We start from the raw sequence: 21,323 nt of genomic DNA, 5'->3' as shown, positions 1-21,323 counted from the left end.
ACGGCACACCGCTATTGACCGGCTTTTTTTTGGTCGTTATTTCTGATCTGCTTTTCCTTTGAGCGGTAAGCATTCGGTCTGTTTTTGCCAAACTGCCATGAAAAGGACAGACCAAAGGACCTGAAAGGCAATGCAAAGTTTCCTTTTTGAATAAACAACGGCGTTTCAGAATAGCTGCCGAGGTTTTTACTATTGCTAAAAGGGTCGACGATGGTGAGTCCCAGTATGGCTGCTTCGTTCAATACTTTCTTCTTGAACGAAATGTTCCAGAGGTTGAATGCAGCGAATTCCCCCTGGAAAGTTCTTTGGGGCGAATCATGGAATAAATAAGAATCCAGCATATAGCCTTTACCGAGATTCAGGTCCAGTCCGGCAAAGGTTTTATAGATCACAGTGGTTTTGTTCGCCATGCGCGAACTGTACAGAAACTTTTCTGCCGGATCGTTTGCATATGTGTATACGTCCATATTTGCCTTAATATTCACGCCTTTGAACAGCGTTATCGAAGTAAACACGCTGGCTCCGATGTTTTTGTTGGTTCCGATATTCTGAAAAGTCTGCAGGAGGACCGTACGCCCGCCGGCGGTTGTTGTCTCCAGTATAGGCTCTATGCTATGATCCGTGCTCCTATAATAGACAGCGGCATAGAGCTGTCCCCTGTTGCGCAGCAATGCAAAGTCGGCGCCGAGCTCAACGTGCTGAATGATCTCTGACCGGAGATTGGGGTTGCCCTGCATCTGATTGCTCCTGTCTGCTTCATTTCGGAAGGGATTTAAGTAATATAAGCTTGGCCTCTGGATCCGTTTGGCATACGACATTTTAAGCGTGGAGTTTTCACTGTAATTATACGAAACACTTAAGTTAGGAAACAGATCGTTTGTATGGTTCATAAACTGCGCTATATGCGCTGACTCTTCGGCTTTCAGTATGGTTTTTTCCCAGCGCAGTCCTGCCTTTACGTTGACAGATTTTCCGATGGGAAAGCCTACGGCAGCATATCCTGCCCACACCTTCTGTGTATATCCGAAGGAATAGCTGCGCTGCATATCCCGCACAGTTTCACCTATCTGTGTTGACGAATCGATGGCAACTGTCGAGCTGATATTCCGGTCCACGAGCTTAACACCAAAATCCAGCGCTATTTTCTGGATCGAACGTTTAAAATCCACTTGCGCTGTATACTCGTCACTGTTACCTAGGTTTTGCCCTCGCTCGGACAGCAATCCGTAGATGCCCTTGTATGTGGTATTATTTTTACCATTCAGGTATTGAAACGACAGTGAGATCTCCCCGGCCTTTTTGCTGAATTTACGAATATAATCCGTACTGAAATCGAAATTGCCGGCCGGTTGCCGGTTGTCCACACTGGCTCCAATTGCAGTACCCTCCTCCCCGTAGACAGTCTGCATTTTATTGCTGGTGACGAGCAGCAACTGGTTGAAATTAAGATTGGATACCAGCATGGTGTTTGTGTCCAGCTCATAATCCATGGCTACTGAGATCTGCGTTCCGTTACGGCGGTTTCTGCTGTCGTTGGTCTGTGAAAATATTGTCTTTCCGGAGAGTGTCGAATTTGCTGAGGTGATGCGGCTTGCAATCGGATAACTCCAGGTATTGCCCACACTGCCGGTGATGCCAAAACGGCCGATCCGGCCAGCTATGCTGCTGTTTTGGTTACTCTGCCGTGTACCTATGGTCGTGCCGATGCTGCCGTTGACGCCTGAGACTGTTGGTCTGCCGGTCAGGATGTTGATGATTCCAGCAGCACCTTCAGCATCATATTTTGACGAGGGATTTGTTATGATTTCCACGGATTTAATCTGTTCCGAAGGCAACATCCGCAGGGCCTCCGCGAGATTGCCCCGGGTGATGCTGGACGGTTTGCCGTTGATAAAAATCCTGACGTTCTGGTTGCCACGGAGTGCTGCTTTTCCATCGTAAGACAGCGATACCATAGGCAGCTTCCGGAACACTTCCTCCGCTGTGGTACCCCTGAGACTGGCATCCTTGGCCACATGATAGATGATCTTGTCCTCCTTATTTTCAATTACCGGCAATCTTCTCCGGATCTCGACGGCCTCCAGCCTATGCCGGCCGGCAAGATCAGTCAGACCAGTGTCGGGTGTATGCGCAGGTTTTGGAACTTTGCTATCCATTTCCGCACGACGGGCGGAATCAGCGTTCTGCGCATATGAGTAAGTGGTACATGCGGTAAGTCCGAACAAAAGAAACAGTAAGGTCAAGGGAATGATTTTTTTGGTCATTTTTTCTTTTAAAACTAGATACAACGGGATCTTAATTCTACATTCTTTCCGTCAACCGTCTGATATTTTACGCCAAGCGCATAGTATACCCGAGAAAATATGTTTAACATTACGGGAAAATTAATTCAGCAGGCTAACGGTATAAAAATGGCCGTTAAAGTATATACATTCATATGAATCGAAAAATCTATGAGGTGATCCTATTGATCTGGTTTTTATCGTCCATTTATCTGTTATTCGGCGCCATAATATTCAATAAAGCCTCTTCCTTTGGTGTCGCGCTGATCATCCAGTCCCAGATCATTCTGCTGATCATCATTTTGTTGACGGCCACCTCCATCTTTCCAAAAAACTGGGAAGCAAAGCGATGGGGATTGATCTCTTTTCAGATCATCGGCCTTAACCTGATCTGTGTGCTGATCCGCTACATTGTCGAGGAGATTATCTTTGTCCGTCTGGGCTTTCCAAAGAGCGAGCCTTTCAATGCCCTGTTTTTTGTCTATGATAACTTTTACTATTCACTTCCCGGCTTCTTCATCGGTTTTATTACCTTCTTGGTTTTTAAAACCATTGCGGTGGAAAAGCGCAACAGCGAGCTTCGGCAGGCCGTACAGGAGGCCGAATTAAACCTGTTAAAATCGCAGATCAATCCGCATTTTCTGTACAACGTGCTCAACTATATGTATGCTGTTTCTCTGCCCCTTTCCGAACGGCTTTCGGGTACGGTTGCAAAATTGGCAGGGACCATGAGGTATACCCTGACCAAGTCGGACGTCCAGATGGTCCCGCTGCGGGAAGAGATCGAATTTATACAGGACTATATTGATCTGCAATCCACGCAGTTTGACAAAGGCCTGCACTACTGCCTGCACAAAGAACTCGAGGATGACAGCGTGATGCTACCCACTTTGATCCTCATTGCCTTTATTGAAAATGCATTTAAGCATGGTGTGGTCGACGACCCCGCACTGCCATTAATAATAGCGGTCAGATCGACCGACAAGGACCTAACCCTGGAGGTGGAAAACCATATCCAGCCAAAGCGGAAAGATCCGGGCAATGGAATCGGCCTGGTCAATGTACAGCGCCGGCTCGAAATTCTCTATCCCGACAAACATGTGCTGCGGACGGTCTGTACGGACGAGCGTTTTTCAGTTTACCTTCAATTGTCTTTATAGAATGGAACAGCCACAGCGTCTCAATTGCCTGATCGTCGATGACCAGGCTTTTGCTATCCGGATACTGGAAAACCACCTTGCACATTTTCCGGAGTTTAAGTTGGTCTATGCAGGATCAGATGTGTTTGAAGCGCTTCGTTTATTGACTGAATGCAACATTGATCTGGTTTTTCTCGATATACAGATGCCCGATATGAGCGGGCTTCAATTCCTGAAACTGAGCCGAAGCAGAGCGCGGTTTATCTTTACCACGGCCTACCCGAAGTATGCCTTTGAGGGTTACGAAAATGATATCACTGATTTCTTGTTAAAACCCATCATCTTTGCGCGTTTCCAGAAAGCGATCGGTAAATTTAAGCAGCAGGTACAGGTGGAGTTGCAGCAAAATACAGCCGCTTCAAAAGACCATGTACTGATCAAGGGAGACGCCAAACAAAAATACCATAAAGTTCAGCTGGTGGATATTCTTTATGTGAAAGGACTGGATAACTACATCAGTATTAGTACAACGACGGGGGTAATCGTCACGTACATGAACCTGAAGGATCTGACGGCCCTTTTGCCGGCACACAGATTTTGCAGGATCCATAAATCGTACATTGTGTCTTTGGAACATATTGCGTATGTGGAAAAAAATTCAGTTCGGATCAGGGATGACTTCTTTCCCATCGGACCTGCGTTTAAGAAGGACTTTTTCCGGCGTTGGGATTTAAGGCGCTAAAAAAGCGCCCCGGCCTGGGGCGCTTTCATTGGTTTATTGATAACCTTGGTTTTGCGTAAATTCGTCCTTGTTGGTGATGGCATCCAGCTGGTCCTGCGGAATAGGTCTCACCTTATGGAAATCCTGAATATTTTTGGCGATATCCGGATTGTGAGCCCTTACCCTTTCGACCAGTTTTCCCGTACGTTTGAGGTCAAACCAGCGGATCTGCTCGCCGGCAAACTCCCGGGCTCTTTCGTCGAGGATGAAATCAAGAGTCATCTGACTGGCGCTCACTTTCATTTTTTCCTCCGAGCCGGGCTGCGCGGCACGCGCGCGGATGATATTGACCCAATGTGCCGCCGAGTCAAGATTGCCCAGCCGCAGCTGTGCCTCCGCAGCATTTAAATAGAGCTCGGCAAAACGGATCACGAAGACGTCCCGCGCACTCTGGGCCTCATCGGACGAGGGCCGTGTAGGATCCAGAAACTTGCTTAAAGTCGGGTAACGCATCTGATCATTGACTTTACCGTCACTTGCATATATGTAGTTTCTGTCGTAGATCTTATACGGTTTGTTCACATTGCCAATAGCACGTCGGGTGGCATACACTGCAGTATCTCCCAACTTGATGACCGAAGTGGTCTTGGGATTATTCGCATAAAACACCTCCTTAAAAGATGCCGCATAGCGGCTGTCGCCTTCGGGGTACAGGTCCAGCAGAAAACGGGTCGGCATATAGCGGTTGAACGGGCGGCCGTTGGCCAGGTCACGTACCATGCCTGTTTCTGTATCATACTTCATTAAAAATAACAGGTGGCCGTTGTTGCTGCCGCGGTTGTGACCCAGTGGATTTGAAATTTCGTTCAATTTATCGTTGAGGACCAAATTGGTTGAATAATTGACGGCGTAGACCACTTCTTTATTTTTCAGATTGGCCATATTCCAGAGATCTGCATAGTTTTTGAGCAGTTCAAAACCGTAGTTGCCTTTGATGACCGACAATGCATAGTCGTTGGCCTCTTTATATTTCCCTTCCGACAGGTATACGCGCGACAAAAAAGCGCGGGCAGCGGGATTGGTCACGCGGCCATAATCTTCGCTTGTATTCGGTAGATCCTTGATCGCTGCGAGCAGGTCCGATTCAATCAGGGCGTAAAACTCTTCGGGCGCCGTTTTATTAGCCGTTGTGAGGATGCCCACGGTTTCGGTGGTGGTCAGGTGCACGCCGCCCCAGGTCTGCAGGATATGCCAATAGTAAAAAGCACGCAGGAAACGTAGTTCGGCCAGTCGGATCGCCTTGGTGGTGGAGTCAAAACCAGCAGCGTCAATGCGGCCGACACCTGCATTGCAGACATTTACAGCTGAATACAATGCTTTCCACTCTGCCTTCAGCGCATCGTTGCTGCCCTGCAGGTTGGAATATCTCATCAGGTCGGGAAAGGTGTCGCCGGCACCGCCCATCCAAAGATCGGTTCCCATTTCAGACATGCTGTACCCCTCCTCCTTACCATACCACCAGCGCTGATACGAATACGCCGCATTGACCAGGGTCTCGAAGCCCTCGGGCGTGGTGAAGACCGTTTCGGCGGTCAGGCCGCTGGGGTTGTATTCGTCCAGAATCTTTGAACAGCCTGCTGATGCCAGCGCCACCACTGAAGCCATGACAATATTTTTGATAGTTCTTTTCATTTTTTGTAGCAATTAAAATCCAACATTCACACCGAAAACAAATAATTTGGTCATCGGGAAGTTTTCCGATCCACCCCTTTCCGGATCATACGAATTGAGCAGGTCCGATTTGGTCCAGGTAAATGGGTTCCTGGCCGTACCATATACCCTTAATTTTTTGATAAAGCCATCCTTCAGTACCGACTGCGGAAAATTGTAGCCCAGTGATATATTCCGGATGCGCAGGTAAGACCCGTCCACATAACCCAGCGAGCTGGAGTACAGTGTGCTCGCCAGTGAGAGCCCAGAGTTGGGCCGCGGATAGGCGTTGGTCGGATTCTCCGGCGTCCAGTAGTCTATGATGGCCGCACTCTGACCCAGACCCTGCGGATCGTAGCGGCGCAGGAAGTTGGGCTGTATGGTCTGTCCCCAGCGGACAAAAAGCAATACGTTGAGGTCAAATCCTTTATAGCTAAATGTGTTGTCCCATGAACCGAACCATTTTGGCCGTGGAGTACCGATGATCACGCGGTCATTCTTTGAATCGATAATCCCGTCGCCGTTGACGTCGCGCACGCGGATATCACCCGGTGTCTGGTTGAACTTGGCAGCTTCCTCCTCCTGCCCCAGCTGCCAGATACCCAGTTTGTCGTAATCGTAGAATACCTCCGTGGGATAACCGATAAACCAGCCGTTTCCGATATCATCCGAACTGGTAACCAGCTCGACAATCTCCTCTTTATTACGTGTATAGGAGATTGAGGTATTCCACTTCAAGTTGCTGTCTTTCAGAATAGCTGCATTTACGGTTATTTCGAAACCGCGATTCCGGGTTTTTCCAATGTTCTGGATCACATTGCTTACGCCTGTCGAAGGCGGCAGGCCCCGCTCGAGCAGCAATTTCGATGTTCTGGAGTCATAGTAATCCAGGGTACCTGTAACGCGTCCATTAAGTATCCCAAAGTCGAGTCCCGCATTGGTCGTCGCTGTGATCTCCCAGCCCAGGTTGGTGTTGCCGATCTGCGGTGAAAAAGTATAGCCTGTTGCCGAATCATCGTCGTAGGCAAAAGCCACACGGCTGAGGTCGTTTTGTGTTGAGTATGGCGACACCGCGTAGTTGCCTGCCCGACCCCAGCTCAGTCTGGCCTTGAGTTCGCTAAATACGCTCTGGTTTTTCATAAAGGACTCATCGACAATGCGCCAACCTGCAGCAATGGACGGGAAGAAAGCCCATTGGCTGCCCTTTGCCAATATGGACGAACCATCAGAACGGCCGGTGGCTGTCAGCAGGTACCTACCTTTGTAGCTGTAGTTGACACGGCCGGCAAACGAGAGCAGATTGTTCATGCTGTATGCCGTCGTCGTCGCCAGATTTTTGGAGGCATTGCCCAGAGCATAGAAAAGCTGTCTATCGAGGAGCAGGCCCTCACCCGAGGCGTCGATACGGTCCGAGCGATTCCACAGGATACTGTTGACAGCCGTAATGTTCAGGTTGTGGTCACCAAAGGAGTTCTGATAGGACAATACATTTTCCCAGTTGATCAGATGGCTATTTTCCGTACTATAGGTGGCTTTCGATGCCGATCCATTGCGGTCGATGGTATACATCCCCGCAAAGGTCCCCTCGCGGTTATTATTGAGGGTCACCCCGATGGTCGACTTGCCCGAAAATCCTTTCCATGGTTTCAGTTCGAGATAGCCATTGATCAAGGTGCGGGTCACAAGATTCTGCGCATCATAGGCGTTAGGTTCGAGGTCAGCCAGCGGATTGATGGCCGATCCGTTGAGCGGATAGAGGATCAGGCTGCCGTCGTCGTTGTAGATTTTGCCGAGGGGGCTGATCTTATTGGCCTGATTGAGCGGGTCGCGTGCCGCCTGAATTTTGTAGTGCGTCACCTGCGACTGCATTCCAGCCCTGAAGTACGTGCCCAGTTCCTGGTCTATGTTGAGCCGGCCCCCAAAACGGTTGGATTTATCCTGTTCGAAGATCCCCCGTTCATTCAGGAAATCTCCGGAGAAGTAGACCTTTGTTTTTTCCGTCCCCGCGTTGATGCCGACCTGATAATTCTGTTGGAAGCCCTCTTTGACCAAGTGATCAAAATAGTTGGTGTACTCGTTGTTTTTGATAGCCTCGAGCTCGGCAGTATTGAAAATAGCCGCATCGTTAGATACGTCGTTCCATTTACCCGTGGTACGATAAGCCTCGCGTCGAAGTTTCACCCATTGGTCGAGGTTCATGACTTCGGGATAGCGGGCCACTTTAGACACACCGGCGTAGGCATTGAACGCAATCTGTGCAGCACCGGTTTTTCCCTTTTTGGTGGTGATGATAATGACCCCATTGGCTCCCCGGGAGCCGTAGATCGCCGTAGAAGAAGCGTCTTTGAGTACTTCCATCGATTCGACATCATTGGGGTTGATATCCTGGATATTGCTGTACTGGATTCCGTCAACAATGTATAGTGGACCATTTTGTGCCGTGATGGACCGGTTGCCGCGGATGGTGATATTGACACCCGAGGATGCCGAGCCACTGCTGCGTGTCACATCCATACCCGACACCTTGCCCTGTACCGACTCCAGCATATTGGCCGAAGGCACCTTGGCAATCTCATCCCCTTTGACAGAGACCACCGAACCTGTCAGGTCACGTTTTTTGACCGTACCGTAGCCGACGACCACCACCTCATCCAGCGTTGCGTCGTTTGACTGCAGGACGACCGAAAGAGGCTTGCCCGGTACGATGGTCACCTGCTGGGCGTCAGCCCCCAGATAAGTGATGGACAACTGTGTGACCGTGGCGGGTATTTTAATCGAAAAATTTCCATTGGCATCGGAAGATGTTGATAAGCTGCTGTTACCGACAGCACGGATCGTCGCTCCCGACACAGGCTTTCCCTGCGCGTCTTTTACTGTACCGTTTACATTTTGTTCCTGCGCCCTCACATAAGGAGCGGACAATACAAACATGACACTCAGAGCAGCAGTTTTTAGGATACTGCTTTCCCATTCAATCTTTGGTATCATAAGGTTTATAAAGTTTAAAAATTGTTTTCCCTTTTCGGTTGGATGCAACCGCTTGCATAAACTGAAATTAGAAATTTAAAATGCAAACTGCTAAACTTATTTACGCAAACGTTGCCGGTAGCCCCGTTCCGTAGCCCCGTGTGGAGGCTATAAAAGAAAAGCTGCCCCGAACATCCAAGGTGCGGGGCAGCTTTCTGTATTTCATCAGTTGGGAGGAGCTATAGGTCAAACTGTATCCCCAGGTTTGCCATGGTGCCCGTACCCTTGATGTAATAGCGGCCTTCGTTGGTAGCGCCACGTACTTCGGCATGCACAGGGTAATAATCGGCGTTGAACAGGTTGTTGACCGAAAAGGAGAACGTGAATTTCTGATACCTGTACCGTGTCTGAAAATCCACCAGGTTGTACCCTGATATCGGGTACTTTCCATAGTTGTAAGCCTCCACAGGAAACACATCCCTTCCGCCGAGATGCAGGTACTGTAAATATACATTCCATTGGTCGGTGAGTTTGACATCCACGTTCAGATTGATTTTGAACGGTGAAATGATCGAGTTGTCCAGTTTATCTTTGTAGGAACCCTCATTTTTCAGGTCCTGGCGGCCATCCATATAGCCCAGTACCGTGCCGAGGGACAGCCATTGCAGGGGTCTTACATTTCCGACAAACTCCAGACCGTAAATACGCTGAGGCACCTGGCTCAGTTCGTAGACGCCGGGCTTGGAAGTTTCGGCAAAAGTCGTCCCTTTCTTGGAAGTACTGTAATAACCGGTCAGCTGATAGTCCCATATGGACAGTTTACCGTTGATGCCCAGTTCGAAGTTGTTGACCACGACCGGCTTGGGGTCGAGCTGGCTCAGCGGAACCCCATTGCGCAGGATCAGGCCGACGTCTCCTATGGAATAGCCCTGTGAGAAGGAGGCAAAAGGCTGGGCGTAGCTGTATTTGTTGTACCGTGTCGCCAGGTTGAATACAAAAGCGTCTGAGTTATTTTTCTCCCCCTGCGTCAGCTTTCCGTTTTTGGTCAGATCACCGACTTTAAAGCGGATATTCTCGTAGCGGACCCCACCTTTCAGAATCCAGTCGGCAGCCAGATTCAATTTACCCTGCAGGTAGAGGGCCAGATTATTCATATTCATATCCGGCGTGACCAGTTCGTCTTTCAGTGTCTTCTGCACGGTATGGTCCTTCAGCAGGTCTACCCCATAGATCAGCGACAGTGTGGAGGAGCCGCTCAGCTGAAAAGGCGTATTGAAATTGAGCCGTGCACCTTTATGGTCCGAATAATTCTGGTTATACGTTTCGAAGACCGTATTCATATCCTCGTAGTACAGGCTCAGGTTTGCCGCGGTCTTGCCATATTGGCCGTCATACTTGAGGTGAAGTGCTTTGTTGTACGGCGTTCCGCCGTTGATAACAGTATCCGAAGGAATGCCAATGGCCGGCGATTCACCAAATTTACCGGTGGTACCCACATATTTGCTGTCCTGCAGGCTACGATAATAGTTGCCCATAAACTCGACACGATGATCGGGAGCAATCTGATAGCCTATTTTAGCCAGGGCATTGTAGGACTTTGTTTCACCGAGCCCGTAAAAAGGGCTGACTACCGCTGCATCGGCACTCCGCACTACGCCAGAGCGGCCGATTTTGCCCTGTACGACGTAGTCCCATTTATTGACTTCACCCGAGAAGAGCTGAGCGATATTATAGCCATAGGTTTCGTCCGGTTTGACAAGGCTCAACGAATTGTTGAGGTAAGTGGATGAGCTTAGTTTCTTCCCTTTTTGCGGTTTTTTGGTAATATAGTTGATCACACCGCCCGCTGCCCCGTTGCCATACATTGCCGTGGCACCATTGATCACCTCGATGTGGTCTATGGCACTGGCGTCTATCGTCCTTAGGTCACGGCCACCATTGCGCAGTGGCGTGGACTGCGGGATCCCATCGATCAATACCAGAAAGTTGCGTCCCCGGATTTTGGCGATAAAGTTATTCTGGCTTTCCTCACTGGGCGATATACTCGGCACTTTCTGCATCAAGATCGATGGCAGGTTATCATTGATCTGCCGTTGCTGATCCAGCGTATTACCGCCAATATAGGTAATGGACGATGGCACCTCGTCGATATGTTCTGCCAGTCTGCTTGCTGTGACAACAACCTCATCCAGACTATGCTCGGCAGCTGTCAGTGTAATGGTCTCGAGCAGGTGCTGTTCCTCCAGCAGTTCAAGATCGAGGGCGACATTTGCGAAGCCCACTGAGCTCAACGTAAGGCGGTATTTCCCATAATTGATATCCGATAACCGGAAAAAACCATTTTTATCCGACTTGGTACTCTTTGCTCCGTGCAGCTGTACATGCACGTTGGCTAAGGGGGCGCCCTGGGCATCCACCACCTGACCGGTTATCACACCCTTTTGCTGGGCCTTGTCGATAGACAGGTGAAATGGTCTATTGCCGGTCATTAGCCCGCCTGCTGCTGATACGGGTAAGGAAATGGAACAACATAATAAAGCGGCAGTTATTTTAGCCATGCTGTTTGGATTAGCTTTCATTGCTTGTCGAGGTCTGGTAGACAGTTATGGTGTCAGTTTTAAATTCAAAATAATAACGGGGCCAAAGATATTATTATTTTGAATAAATCTAAATACAAGTCAATAAAAAAACATCTGGCCGTGGCTATTTATGGCTAAAAATAGAAAGCGGCTGAATTTTTACTTTCAGCCGCCTCTTATGTTATACGAAAACTTTGTTATTTCAACTTCTCGATTTCTTCAACAGTAAGCCCTGTGCCCTTAGCAATGTCTTCTAACGGCAATCCCATTTTTTTAAATTCCAAAGCAATCGCAATCGCTTCTTCACGCTTACCTTCTATTTTACCTTCTTTTTTTGCTTTGTCCAATAAATACTCGTTGGTGCCCATAACAATGTTCCTCCCAGATTTTGTCTTTAGTTCCTGTTCAAATATAGTTAAATTAACCTGATCTTCAAAACGCACATAGTACATCAGGAAGTCATAAATTCCTTTACGTGTCTTTCTGTCCATGTCCCTGTTTATCATTTCATTATATAGATCGTGTTTAATATCTTTTAGTTGATCGTCGCTTAGCTTCTTGTTTAATATGGCCAACAATGCAGTAAGCACTACTACTGCAAAAGGATTTTGATTTGCCCGCAACTCAGATTCATCTTGATCCAGAATTTTGTAACAATTGAAAGTGTAGCTCATCTGTGTCCCCATAAATTCCTGTACATAGAGGGATGGTCTATAATTGCAATTGTCATCTGCCAGGATAGCAATTGCTGTAATGGGGACTTGATATTTGTCAAATATTTTGTAAAAATATCGGAACATGCGTTCGGCGAGATCTCCCTTCCCCTTTCGGGACTGTACCTCGATGTGGCATAGTACAAATTTTTCACGTCCGTCTTTTAGATAAACCTTCACCAGCTTATCCACAAACCGGACCCCTTTGCCATTTGGCTCGGGCGGGAATAAACTCTCGAACTCTTTGTCGAGATAATCAAACCGTTTGGTTAGATCGAAGATTTCATCAGCTCCAACAAAGAAAAAACGAAGGAAATGTATGAAAGTATGTTCTAAAATAGATTTCCACAATAAGTCATCTGTTCGATGTATCAATTTTGCCATTACTTGGTTATAATCAGTTCATGTTCAAATATAAGAAAAATTAATACAAAATACTAATATTTTTAGTATAAATAATTATATTGATGTGTACTTCAATATCGGTGAGGGTCGACGCTTATATTAAACCTAATGTCATTTGTTAAAAAGTAGCTGTTCAATAGCCAATAAATTCCTATTTTTGTACGGCTTCCAATAACAATCTAATTTAGTCAGTAACACGCATTATGCAATTTAACTTCTCATTCGATTCCAGTCCCTTCAAGACACTGATTTCCTTTCACAGGATCATGAAGTCATTTGAGGAGACAGCACTATCCGAAGTGGATTTTCAGGCCAGCTATGCGCGGTCGCTGCTGGAGGAAATCAAGAAATATCCCGAGCTGATCAATGGGATCGAGAAGACGGAAGATCTGCACCGCTACGAACCCATCATTAAGGTTCTGGTCGCTGATTTATTTCCGCACTCACTGACGAAAAACGAGATAAAAGCCATCACCATCCCGTTTCATCTGTATACCTTCAATCATACCGAACGGCTGGAAAAAATTCTGGAAGATGCCGGAGATCATTACCAGTTTAGTTTCAGGGATCTCTCCGCAGACTACTATTACATTCTGAACTGCTGTGTGATCATAAGCCATTACTATGGATTTAAGGTTGATGCGATGGAAGCGCCCCTGTTTCTGGATATCCCGGACAAGAACAACATCATGCATCATTACCGTGTCTTGTTCAACGCCGATTTTCTGGATATCGTCCCGACCGAGCGCGCCGTGGAACTGTCGGAAGAAGACATTATCGAGCTCATCGACAACTTTTCGGATATCAGCCTTTGGAAGTCCAAATTTCCGGAGCAGAGCTGGATCCTGAAGGGCTTTTCCATCATGACCCTCTTCGATGCGACGATTGAAAATGCCGTATCGACCTTCAAGAGCAATTTGCTCCGCGAAGAGAGCACGATCCAGATGGACGAAATTGAAGCGATATTCAGATCAATTTACAAAATCGACGACCTGCGGATCGGGCTCACCTCCTTCGAGAAAGTCAGGGAAGAGTTTAATCTGAGACTCGTTGAAAAACAGCTATACAGCCACCTGCTGTACAATTCGACGATTGCAGAATGTGAAGAGATGCTCTGCAATGACACGTTGGAGAACATGCTGACCAAACAGGAGATGCTGGTGGTGCCGGATATCGATAAGATGCCCCTCGCAGATCCCAAGCAGGCCTGCTTTATCCGCAAGCTCAAGCAGCAGAATGTGAAGAGTTTTATCTTTGTGCCCTTGGTTCAGGATGACAAGGTGCTGGGCCTGCTGGAAATGTCCTCTTCCAGAGTGCGCGAACTCAATTCGGTGAACGCCAATAAGCTCAACTTTATCCTGCCTTTTATCAAGGACAAGGTGTCCAAAGCATTTTTCGAAACAGAAAACAAGATCGAAGCGATCATACAGAAGGAATATACCTCGATTCACCCCAGTGTTAAATGGAGGTTTCAGGAGGAAGCCATCCACTACCTCAACGACAAGGCCTTTGGAAAAGACTATACGCTCCAGGAAATCGTGTTTGAGAACGTATATCCCCTGTATGGGCAGATCGATGTGCAGGGTTCGTCAGAATCCAGAAATCAGGCCATCAAGCAGGACCTGATCCAACAGACCAGCGATCTGATCGCAGTATTTACACAGATCAACCAGGTCCACAAGCTACCTCTGTTTGAACAGAAAGTCTTTGACCTCGAACGGCATCTGGAGAACCTTCAGCAGTCGCTGTCGACCGATACGGAGCAGGTCATGCTGGATTATTTTCATGCCGATATCCATCCCATACTCGAAAACTTTAGAAAGAACAATAAAGACAGCCTGATCACCAACGCGATCAACAGCTATTTTGACCGGATAAATGCCGCTATCGGCGGTTTTTACGAAGCGAGACAGGACTACGACAACTCGATCACGCTGATCAACAAAAAGCTGGTGACCATTCTTGACGAGAAACAGCACGAAGCACAGGAGTATTTCCCCCATTATTACGAGCGTTTTAAAACAGATGGCATCGAGCACAATATGTATATCGGTGCATCGATCGCTCCGGACCGCAATTTTGATGTCTACTATCTAAAAAATCTGCGTTTGTGGCAGCTGCAGGTGATGTGTGAGATGGAAGAACAGTTCAGAAAGCTACAGCCTGAGCTGCCGCACCAGCTGGAGGTGACCTCCCTGATCCTTGTTTTCGGCAATCCGATTTCCATCCGTTTTAAAATGGATGAAAAACAGTTTGATATCGACGGTTCTTACAATGTCCGCTATGAGATTGCGAAAAAACGTATCGACAAAGCCAAGATAAAAGGTTCGGCCGAGCGCATCACGCAGAAGGGAAAACTGGTCATCGTCTATTCTCATCTGCATGAAGAAGCGGAATATATGGGTTATATCAACCTGCTGCAGCACAAGGGATTATTCGAAGGTGAGATCGAGAAGTTTGAGGTAGAAGATCTACAGGGGCTCATCGGACTTAAAGCACTCCGCGTGCAATTTAAGTTCCCGCTGGCCAGCCAGCAGCCGGATCAGCAGGCCCGCATACAGAATGTATAGAATCAAGTGGAAGCCCTTAGAAAAACGGAGGCCGGGCACCGCGATACCCGACCATTCCGTCAATCAGCAGAAACGAAATTCTGTCGATTATGAACAAACCAAAGCCGTGTTCGTTTGCAATAATTAAGCTTTCTTGCTGGCCTGCGTTTGCCCTTCATCCCGGTGATGCTCCGGTAAAAACATCAAAACAAGAAGCTATATTTTAACACGGACTGGAAGCCCCGCAATGGAATGGCCTGGCGGTTTTCCAGATTTGCACTGATACTATAGCTCGAGTACAGTCTCTTATTGAGGATATTGTTCACATTCAGCTCGAGGCTATGTTTACTTTTGAGGGGCTGGTAGCGGATTGAGGCGTCCAGGAAGCCGTTGGCAAACGGATCAAGCGCGCTGCTTCGGTAACTTCCATAATTCCATGTACCTTTTACAAATAAATAGGTACCCACCATATACAGTGCGCTCAGGCTATGTGTTTGTGAGATAAACTCGCTGGACTGTTGCTCGTGCTGACCTTTCAGTTTATTCAGCAGCCTGCTATAAGCGTACTGATAGGACAATGTCGTATGCGAGATGCCCTTGTATTCGAGCCTCGGGCTTACGTTCAGCGCCATGCTTGTTGCAGACACCAATTGCTCATTCAACAATTGCTGGTATTTGTTTTGATTGATCCCCCCGTTAAAGCCCAGAAAAACACCTTCTTTCAAAAAAGATTTGGAGACGCCCAGCGTCAAGGCATTACTGCTGGTTTGATTGGCCTGAGGGATCAATTTGCTGATGATTCCCTGTGGTGTCACGTCCTGTCCCAGCAGATAATCGGTTTTCGTTTTCAGATGCGAGGCCGTTACATTGACATACAATAAGCTGATCGGCCGCTCCAGAGCATAGCGGAGGATATAAGACTGACTTGAAGTGAAATACAGCGGTACATCGAAACTTTTGATTTCCCTAAAATTACTCAGTATCGGGTTTGGATAGAGCTGGTCCAGATCCGAATTTTCCCGGTTGAAACGTAGCGTCAGCAGGAAATTGTCCCGGTTTGGTAAGAAAGCCTGCAGGGAAACAGCTGGTGTAAACAGCAATTTTTTGGTCAAGCTTGTTTCATCCGCTTGGCGGTCCTCTATATTCCATCTATTCGCGGTCAGTGGGAAGTTTCCGGAAAATATAAAATCTTTATTTTTCCAGTCCAGCTTTATGCCCGCAGAGGCCTGAGCTTGTCTCCACAGCAAATCATTATCCGGAAAATTTTCATGTGCGTATACACTCCCATCTTTGACCAGGTTCAATACCGAGCCCAGCTCTTTGTTGAGGTAACGCAGGCCCGCGAAGTATGTCCGCTTCAAGCTCGACCTGTTGCGTGTGTAAGCGACCTGAATATTGCCGTTGGTCTGCGGCAGCGTAATGGACTGGCGGACGGCATCGTAAGGCTGCGATTGATTCAGGTAGTCAGCCATCACACCGGGCAGTACTTCCAGCCGGTCCCGATGCCATTTGCGCGCCACATCGAGGTTGAAAGTCAGCAGATCCTTGTTCTTTAGCTGCGGCGTGTATTCCATGGATTCTGAGATAAAGCTCAGCCGGTCCCGGCCCCACTGATCATAGCGAGTGGCATCGTCCAGCAGCCAGGTATGATGATTTTGGTTTTCGGCTTTATAGCTGAGGCTGTTTTTAAAGTAAAACCTGTTATCGTTGCCCTCCAGGGTGAAGCTTCCGCGGCCAAAAAGGGGCTTCCTGGTCGTATGGTACGTATTGGTGTAAGTGACCTGATTGCCATCGGCCAGCAGGTATCTCTGCGTCCCACCGCTACTGCGCCGCTCACGGTCGGCCCATAGGTTGCCATTCAGACTGGCTGTCCAGCGCTCCGACGATTTATAAAATTGATTGACATTAAGGGCCAGAGATCGGTTGTCGTAGTATTTGTTCTTTGGCACAGAGGGCGTTGCAGCAACGATCGGCTCGGCGAGGTTGAATGAACTGATCGGTTCGACATCATTGTCGATGCCCTCACCGATTGAATTGTATTGCAGGGTATTCAGCGTCTTATATTTCTTTTTAAAGCTCATGGCATTCCCATTGACAAAAGCATCGGCCGGAGCCGCCAGTCCCAGTGTGGCTTCACCCGACCAGATCATTCTGGCGTCTTCATTGAGGACCAGGTTCAAAGCCACATCTTCCGAATTGCTTACGCCCTGTTTCACCTTTTTATGCTCATGATTCTGTATGAGGTCCACAGACTTTACCGCCTTGGGCTGTATGGTCCTGGTGCCGACACCATAGCCATTCTGAAACACGTTGTCGCCGTCCACGTACATGCGGCTGACGGTCTTGCCATTATGTTTGATGACGCCATTGTCGTCCACCTCTATGCCGGGCATACGGCGCAGCACATCCCCGATGTTCCGATCTTCGGGCGAAGCAAAGTTATTCACCGCGTAGCGGGTGGTATCACCGGCACGGCGCACAGCCAGCGGTTTGCTCTTGACCGTGACATCCGCGAGCTGAATGGACTTTCTGACCAGCTCAAAGTCCATTCTTTGGCCAATATCCTTATACTCCTTACGGATTTTTTCGTATGAAATATGGCTGACCTCGATCCACTGAACCTTTGCCCTATCTTCTTTGGTCAGATTGAACACATACTCCCCTTTGCTATTGCTCCGGACCGTCTGGAGGCTGCTGTTGGCATAGCCGATGACAATGGTGGCATAAGGTACGGCCTGTTTGCTGCTGCTGATGGTTCCCGCGATTTGCTCCTGGGCAAATAACACCGCGGGGCCCATGGTCAGACATAAGCTACATAAGAAACTTTTCATCCGGATCCTTAATTAATAGTACGTTCGACAGGGTTATTCAGCTGAAATTGCTGTTTGTCTTTCCCTTTCTCCTTCATCAGCGCTTCGGCCTGCTCCCGGGAGATTTCCCTGCCATCCTGGGTCTTGAATTTGACAACAGCGCCCGGGGGCATTTGAGCCATCATGGCGCCCAGCTTATTCGATTTGCTGTTTTCAAGTGCCTTCCGGTATTTTTCGTACGGGAGCTCCGGCAATTTATCGATGTCCATCAGGGTTATCCGGTCCGTCACCTTGTCGAGTCCCGCATAGCGAAAGCGCACCTCATTGGTAGAATCTGCCGCTTCGAGAATCGCACCCGGTAAGCCATGAAGCTTCCACGGTCCTACCGGAAATGGGATTTCTTCCGTAAACCAGGCCACATAGTTGCGGCCGCCGAATTGGCCGGTGGCCTTGTGGCAGGTATAGCCGCCGATATCCTTCTTTTCGTCGGTGATCGTCCAGTCGATTTTATAGCCTTTATTGGGCTGTACTTTATACAGGCGGCCCAGCATGGCGACCAGACAGGGTGCCTCGCCAGCAGCAAAAGGCGTATAGAGATTGACCAGTGCATCAGATTGGTCAACGGCATCCATACTCATGTGGAAAGCGCCCTGTGGCTGGCTTTTTTCCATAGGTGCCATGGCGTAATAGGAATTCTCATCAGCGATGTACAGGTATACCGAACGCGTAATGGGTTCTGTTCTTTTACTGCTGTCGGCGATATGTTCAAAATCGTATTTGATAAACATATTCACCTGGTTGTTTTGCGCCAACAGCTGCTGGCCTAAGAGCAGCAGACCGATAATCACGGCCATCGAAAATTTTGTTGTGTTCATTTTTATTACTTTTAGGATGTCAATGCACCAAAAGTAGAATGGAACGGTAGGTCGCGCTCCACTGGCTTTGTTAATTACTGTTAATCGAAGCCCGGATTGTTAACTACTGTTAAGTAATGTTATGAACTGTTAGCAGATCTTTGTTTTTCGCAGATTTTAGCTAGCATTGTAGGATTAATTATGACTACACATCAAAAAACACGCGTTATTATCACCCTGTTGATTGCCAGCACGATCGCTGTGATCGTCATGCAGGCATTCTGGTTGTCCAATGCGTTCAGGATCAATCAGCAAAAGGAAAAGATGGTCGTCCAGAGCGCCGTCAAAGATGCCATAGATGTGGTGCGGCTCAAGACATATTTTGGTATAGATAGCTCACTGTCCAAAGAGCAGTCCTCCATCCTGCGTGCGATGGGTGGCATACTAGACCAGGTCTCCAACAACCAGCTAAAGGACGTACAGATCCACCGGGAGATCAAGACGGACTCCATAGATAAAAAAAATGTGGCGGCACCTTCCAAAAAGATCGCCCATGAGTTTACCATGAATATTGCGGCGGGCGCGAAAAATGCGGAAAAAAAGCGGATTGATTCGATCATGAGAGCCGATCTGGCAGGCAAGCGGCCCAAGCACATCAAGTTCACGACCCGTCATTTGCCAGATACCCCTGTTCAGACTGTCCCGCAGAAGAAGCCATTCGCCAATTCTATCGTGAAGGTCTATTCCACTGAATCCACACAAAACGACGTGGATACGCTAGTCATTGGCCAGCTGCTGGACTCGCTGATCGGCAGCAATTTTGATGAATTGCAACTGAAGAATCGCTTTAAGGTCTCTTTTTGCGCCATACAGGATAGCTTAAAAAAGCCATTGGACTCCGTCGGGCAGTACCTGCAGGTGCGGAGCGCCATCAGTCCCGCCTATCTGGCAGAGATTACGGTCGAACCAGACGTGCTGAATAGTTTAGAAGGCATGAAATGGTTGCTATTTGTGTCCCTGCTTATTTTGGGCATGCTTTTTTATACGGCACTTGCCCTGATCAATTCCTTCAACCGCGAGAAGCAGATGACCGAGATCAAGAATGATTTTATCTCGAATATGACCCATGAATTCAAGACCCCCATCGCAACGGCGAGCCTGGCGGTGGAGCTCATGAGCAAATTCGGGATCAAAGACAATCCCCAGAAGCTGGATGAATATCTGCAGATCTGCGGAGCCGAACTGAAGCGCGTATCATCCATGATCGAGACCGTACTTCGGCTGGCGCAGGACAATCCCTATATGCTGCAAAAAGAGCCCACAGATTTCAGACTGATCCTCGATGATTTCCGCCGGCAGACACGGTCCAAACTCGAGGACGCGCAGGGCACATTGTCCCTGACGATTGCCAATGATTTTCCATCGGTCGATGTGGACAAGGCCCATCTGGAAAACATCCTGTACAATCTGCTCGACAATAGTCTGAAGTACAGCGATCAGGCCCCCGATATCCGCGTGGATGTCAGCCTGCAAAAAGAGTACCTGCGCCTCTCCTTTTCCGACAATGGTATCGGCATTCCCAAGGACTATGTTGACCGCGTATTTGATCAGTTCTTCCGTGTGCCCAAGGGCAATGTGCATGCGACAAAAGGATTTGGGCTGGGTTTATCGTACGTAAAAAAAATCGTGGAGCTACATGGAGGCACGATCCGGGTGGAGAGCCAGGTCGGCAAAGGGACCACGTTTATCCTGCATATTCCGGTTAAATCTTAATTGAATGTTATCGACTGTATGAATAAAATAAAAGTACTATTGGCTGAAGATGAACCCATGATGGGCAAACTGATCAAAGAAGCGCTGGAGCTCCGTGACTTTGAGGTCGTCTGGGCTGTGGACGGGCTCAAAGCCTATTCTTCGTTTTGTGTCGCGCGGCCCGATATCTGTATATTTGATGTCATGATGCCTTACAAAGATGGCTTTACACTGGCGCAGGAAGTACGTGGGCTCAGCAGTGAGGTGCCCATTATCTTTCTGACGGCCAAGTCCGCCATTCAGGACCTGGCGACCGGCTTCGAAGCCGGAGCCAATGACTACATCAAAAAACCGTTCAGTATGGAAGAGCTGATCATCCGGATGCGCGCCCTGCTGAACAGACAGTCCCTGACGAAACCATCAGGTACACGCGATGGCGAATATACACTCGGCAAATTCCGGTTTAGCTTCAAAAACCTTCATCTGAGCCTCGGCGACCGGCAGCAGCTGCTTTCCTACAAAGAAGCCCAGCTGTTAAAATTGCTGATCGACCACCGCGATGCTGTACTCGACCGTAAGGTCGCCCTGGATTATGTCTGGGGAGATGACAGTTATTTTAATAGCCGTAGCATGGATGTTTTTATCAGTAAACTGCGCAAATTTCTGGAAGCCGATCCAGCCATTAAGATCGTTAATATTCGCGGTAAAGGTTTTAAGCTGGTTGTCAATACATAGACGCGCCTAGGTGAGTAAGCGATACAACAGCGGTGCATTACCCGGATGCACCGCTGTTGCTGATTACCAGCTCAGCAACATGAGCAATTATTGCATTGACAGGTTAT

At 48.2% G+C, this 21,323-nt stretch carries 12 protein-coding genes; 5 read left to right on the top strand and 7 right to left on the bottom strand.

What is annotated here, in order from left to right:
* Nucleotides 1–11 precede the first annotated feature (11 nt).
* Nucleotides 12–2,264 carry a TonB-dependent receptor domain-containing protein gene (locus FGL37_RS21060; RefSeq protein ID WP_028070398.1) on the bottom strand — a complete coding sequence of 751 codons (2,253 nt, stop codon included), beginning with the start codon at nt 2,262–2,264 and terminating at the stop codon, nt 12–14.
* Nucleotides 2,265–2,437: 173 nt separating this feature from the next.
* On the opposite strand from FGL37_RS21060, the gene FGL37_RS21055 reads away from it, so the two are divergent.
* Complete coding sequence (locus tag FGL37_RS21055) at nt 2,438–3,442, top strand: sensor histidine kinase (RefSeq protein WP_028070399.1); 1,005 nt, start codon at nt 2,438–2,440, stop codon at nt 3,440–3,442.
* A gap of 1 nt (nt 3,443) precedes the next feature.
* The gene (locus tag FGL37_RS21050; protein WP_028070400.1) at nt 3,444–4,163 is read left to right on the top strand and encodes a LytR/AlgR family response regulator transcription factor; all 720 of its coding nucleotides are present in this window, start codon (nt 3,444–3,446) and stop codon (nt 4,161–4,163) included.
* A 33-nt stretch (nt 4,164–4,196) separates the two neighbouring features.
* Here FGL37_RS21050 and FGL37_RS21045 read toward each other — a convergent pair whose 3' ends face one another.
* From FGL37_RS21045 to FGL37_RS21030, 4 genes are all read right to left on the bottom strand, one after another.
* Nucleotides 4,197–5,834 (bottom strand): RagB/SusD family nutrient uptake outer membrane protein, encoded by a 1,638-nt coding sequence (locus FGL37_RS21045; protein ID WP_028070401.1) that lies wholly within the window; start codon nt 5,832–5,834, stop codon nt 4,197–4,199.
* 12 nt (nt 5,835–5,846) lie between these two features.
* Nucleotides 5,847–8,840 (bottom strand): SusC/RagA family TonB-linked outer membrane protein, encoded by a 2,994-nt coding sequence (locus FGL37_RS21040; RefSeq protein WP_081817896.1) that lies wholly within the window; start codon nt 8,838–8,840, stop codon nt 5,847–5,849.
* Between the two features lie 218 nt (nt 8,841–9,058).
* On the bottom strand, nt 9,059–11,377 hold the full coding sequence (locus tag FGL37_RS25995; protein ID WP_160169499.1) for a TonB-dependent receptor: 2,319 nt from the start codon (nt 11,375–11,377) through the stop codon (nt 9,059–9,061).
* A gap of 218 nt (nt 11,378–11,595) precedes the next feature.
* Entirely contained in the window at nt 11,596–12,495 is a 900-nt protein-coding gene (locus FGL37_RS21030) for an Rpn family recombination-promoting nuclease/putative transposase (protein WP_197734496.1), read from the bottom strand.
* A gap of 224 nt (nt 12,496–12,719) precedes the next feature.
* On the opposite strand from FGL37_RS21030, the gene FGL37_RS21025 reads away from it, so the two are divergent.
* Nucleotides 12,720–15,086 (top strand): GAF domain-containing protein, encoded by a 2,367-nt coding sequence (locus tag FGL37_RS21025; protein WP_028070405.1) that lies wholly within the window; start codon nt 12,720–12,722, stop codon nt 15,084–15,086.
* 182 nt (nt 15,087–15,268) lie between these two features.
* Here the strand turns inward: FGL37_RS21025 and FGL37_RS21020 are convergent, their stop codons facing one another.
* Together FGL37_RS21020 and FGL37_RS21015 are read right to left on the bottom strand one after the other, a co-directional pair.
* Nucleotides 15,269–17,896, bottom strand: coding sequence for a TonB-dependent receptor (locus FGL37_RS21020; protein ID WP_138097014.1), 2,628 nt, complete (start codon nt 17,894–17,896; stop codon nt 15,269–15,271).
* An 8-nt stretch (nt 17,897–17,904) separates the two neighbouring features.
* The gene (locus FGL37_RS21015) at nt 17,905–18,750 is read right to left on the bottom strand and encodes a GLPGLI family protein (RefSeq protein WP_051606985.1); all 846 of its coding nucleotides are present in this window, start codon (nt 18,748–18,750) and stop codon (nt 17,905–17,907) included.
* Nucleotides 18,751–18,930: 180 nt separating this feature from the next.
* On the opposite strand from FGL37_RS21015, the gene FGL37_RS21010 reads away from it, so the two are divergent.
* Nucleotides 18,931–20,502 carry a sensor histidine kinase gene (locus tag FGL37_RS21010; protein ID WP_051606987.1) on the top strand — a complete coding sequence of 524 codons (1,572 nt, stop codon included), beginning with the start codon at nt 18,931–18,933 and terminating at the stop codon, nt 20,500–20,502.
* Nucleotides 20,503–20,520: 18 nt separating this feature from the next.
* Complete coding sequence (locus FGL37_RS21005) at nt 20,521–21,216, top strand: response regulator transcription factor (protein WP_028070407.1); 696 nt, start codon at nt 20,521–20,523, stop codon at nt 21,214–21,216.
* Nucleotides 21,217–21,323: the final 107 nt, after the last annotated feature.

The sequence above is a fragment of the Sphingobacterium thalpophilum genome (assembly GCF_901482695.1).
In the GTDB taxonomy this organism is placed as follows: domain Bacteria; phylum Bacteroidota; class Bacteroidia; order Sphingobacteriales; family Sphingobacteriaceae; genus Sphingobacterium; species Sphingobacterium thalpophilum.
The sequence above is the reverse complement of the archived record's forward strand: the minus strand, read 5'-3'. Positions and strand labels throughout refer to the sequence as shown.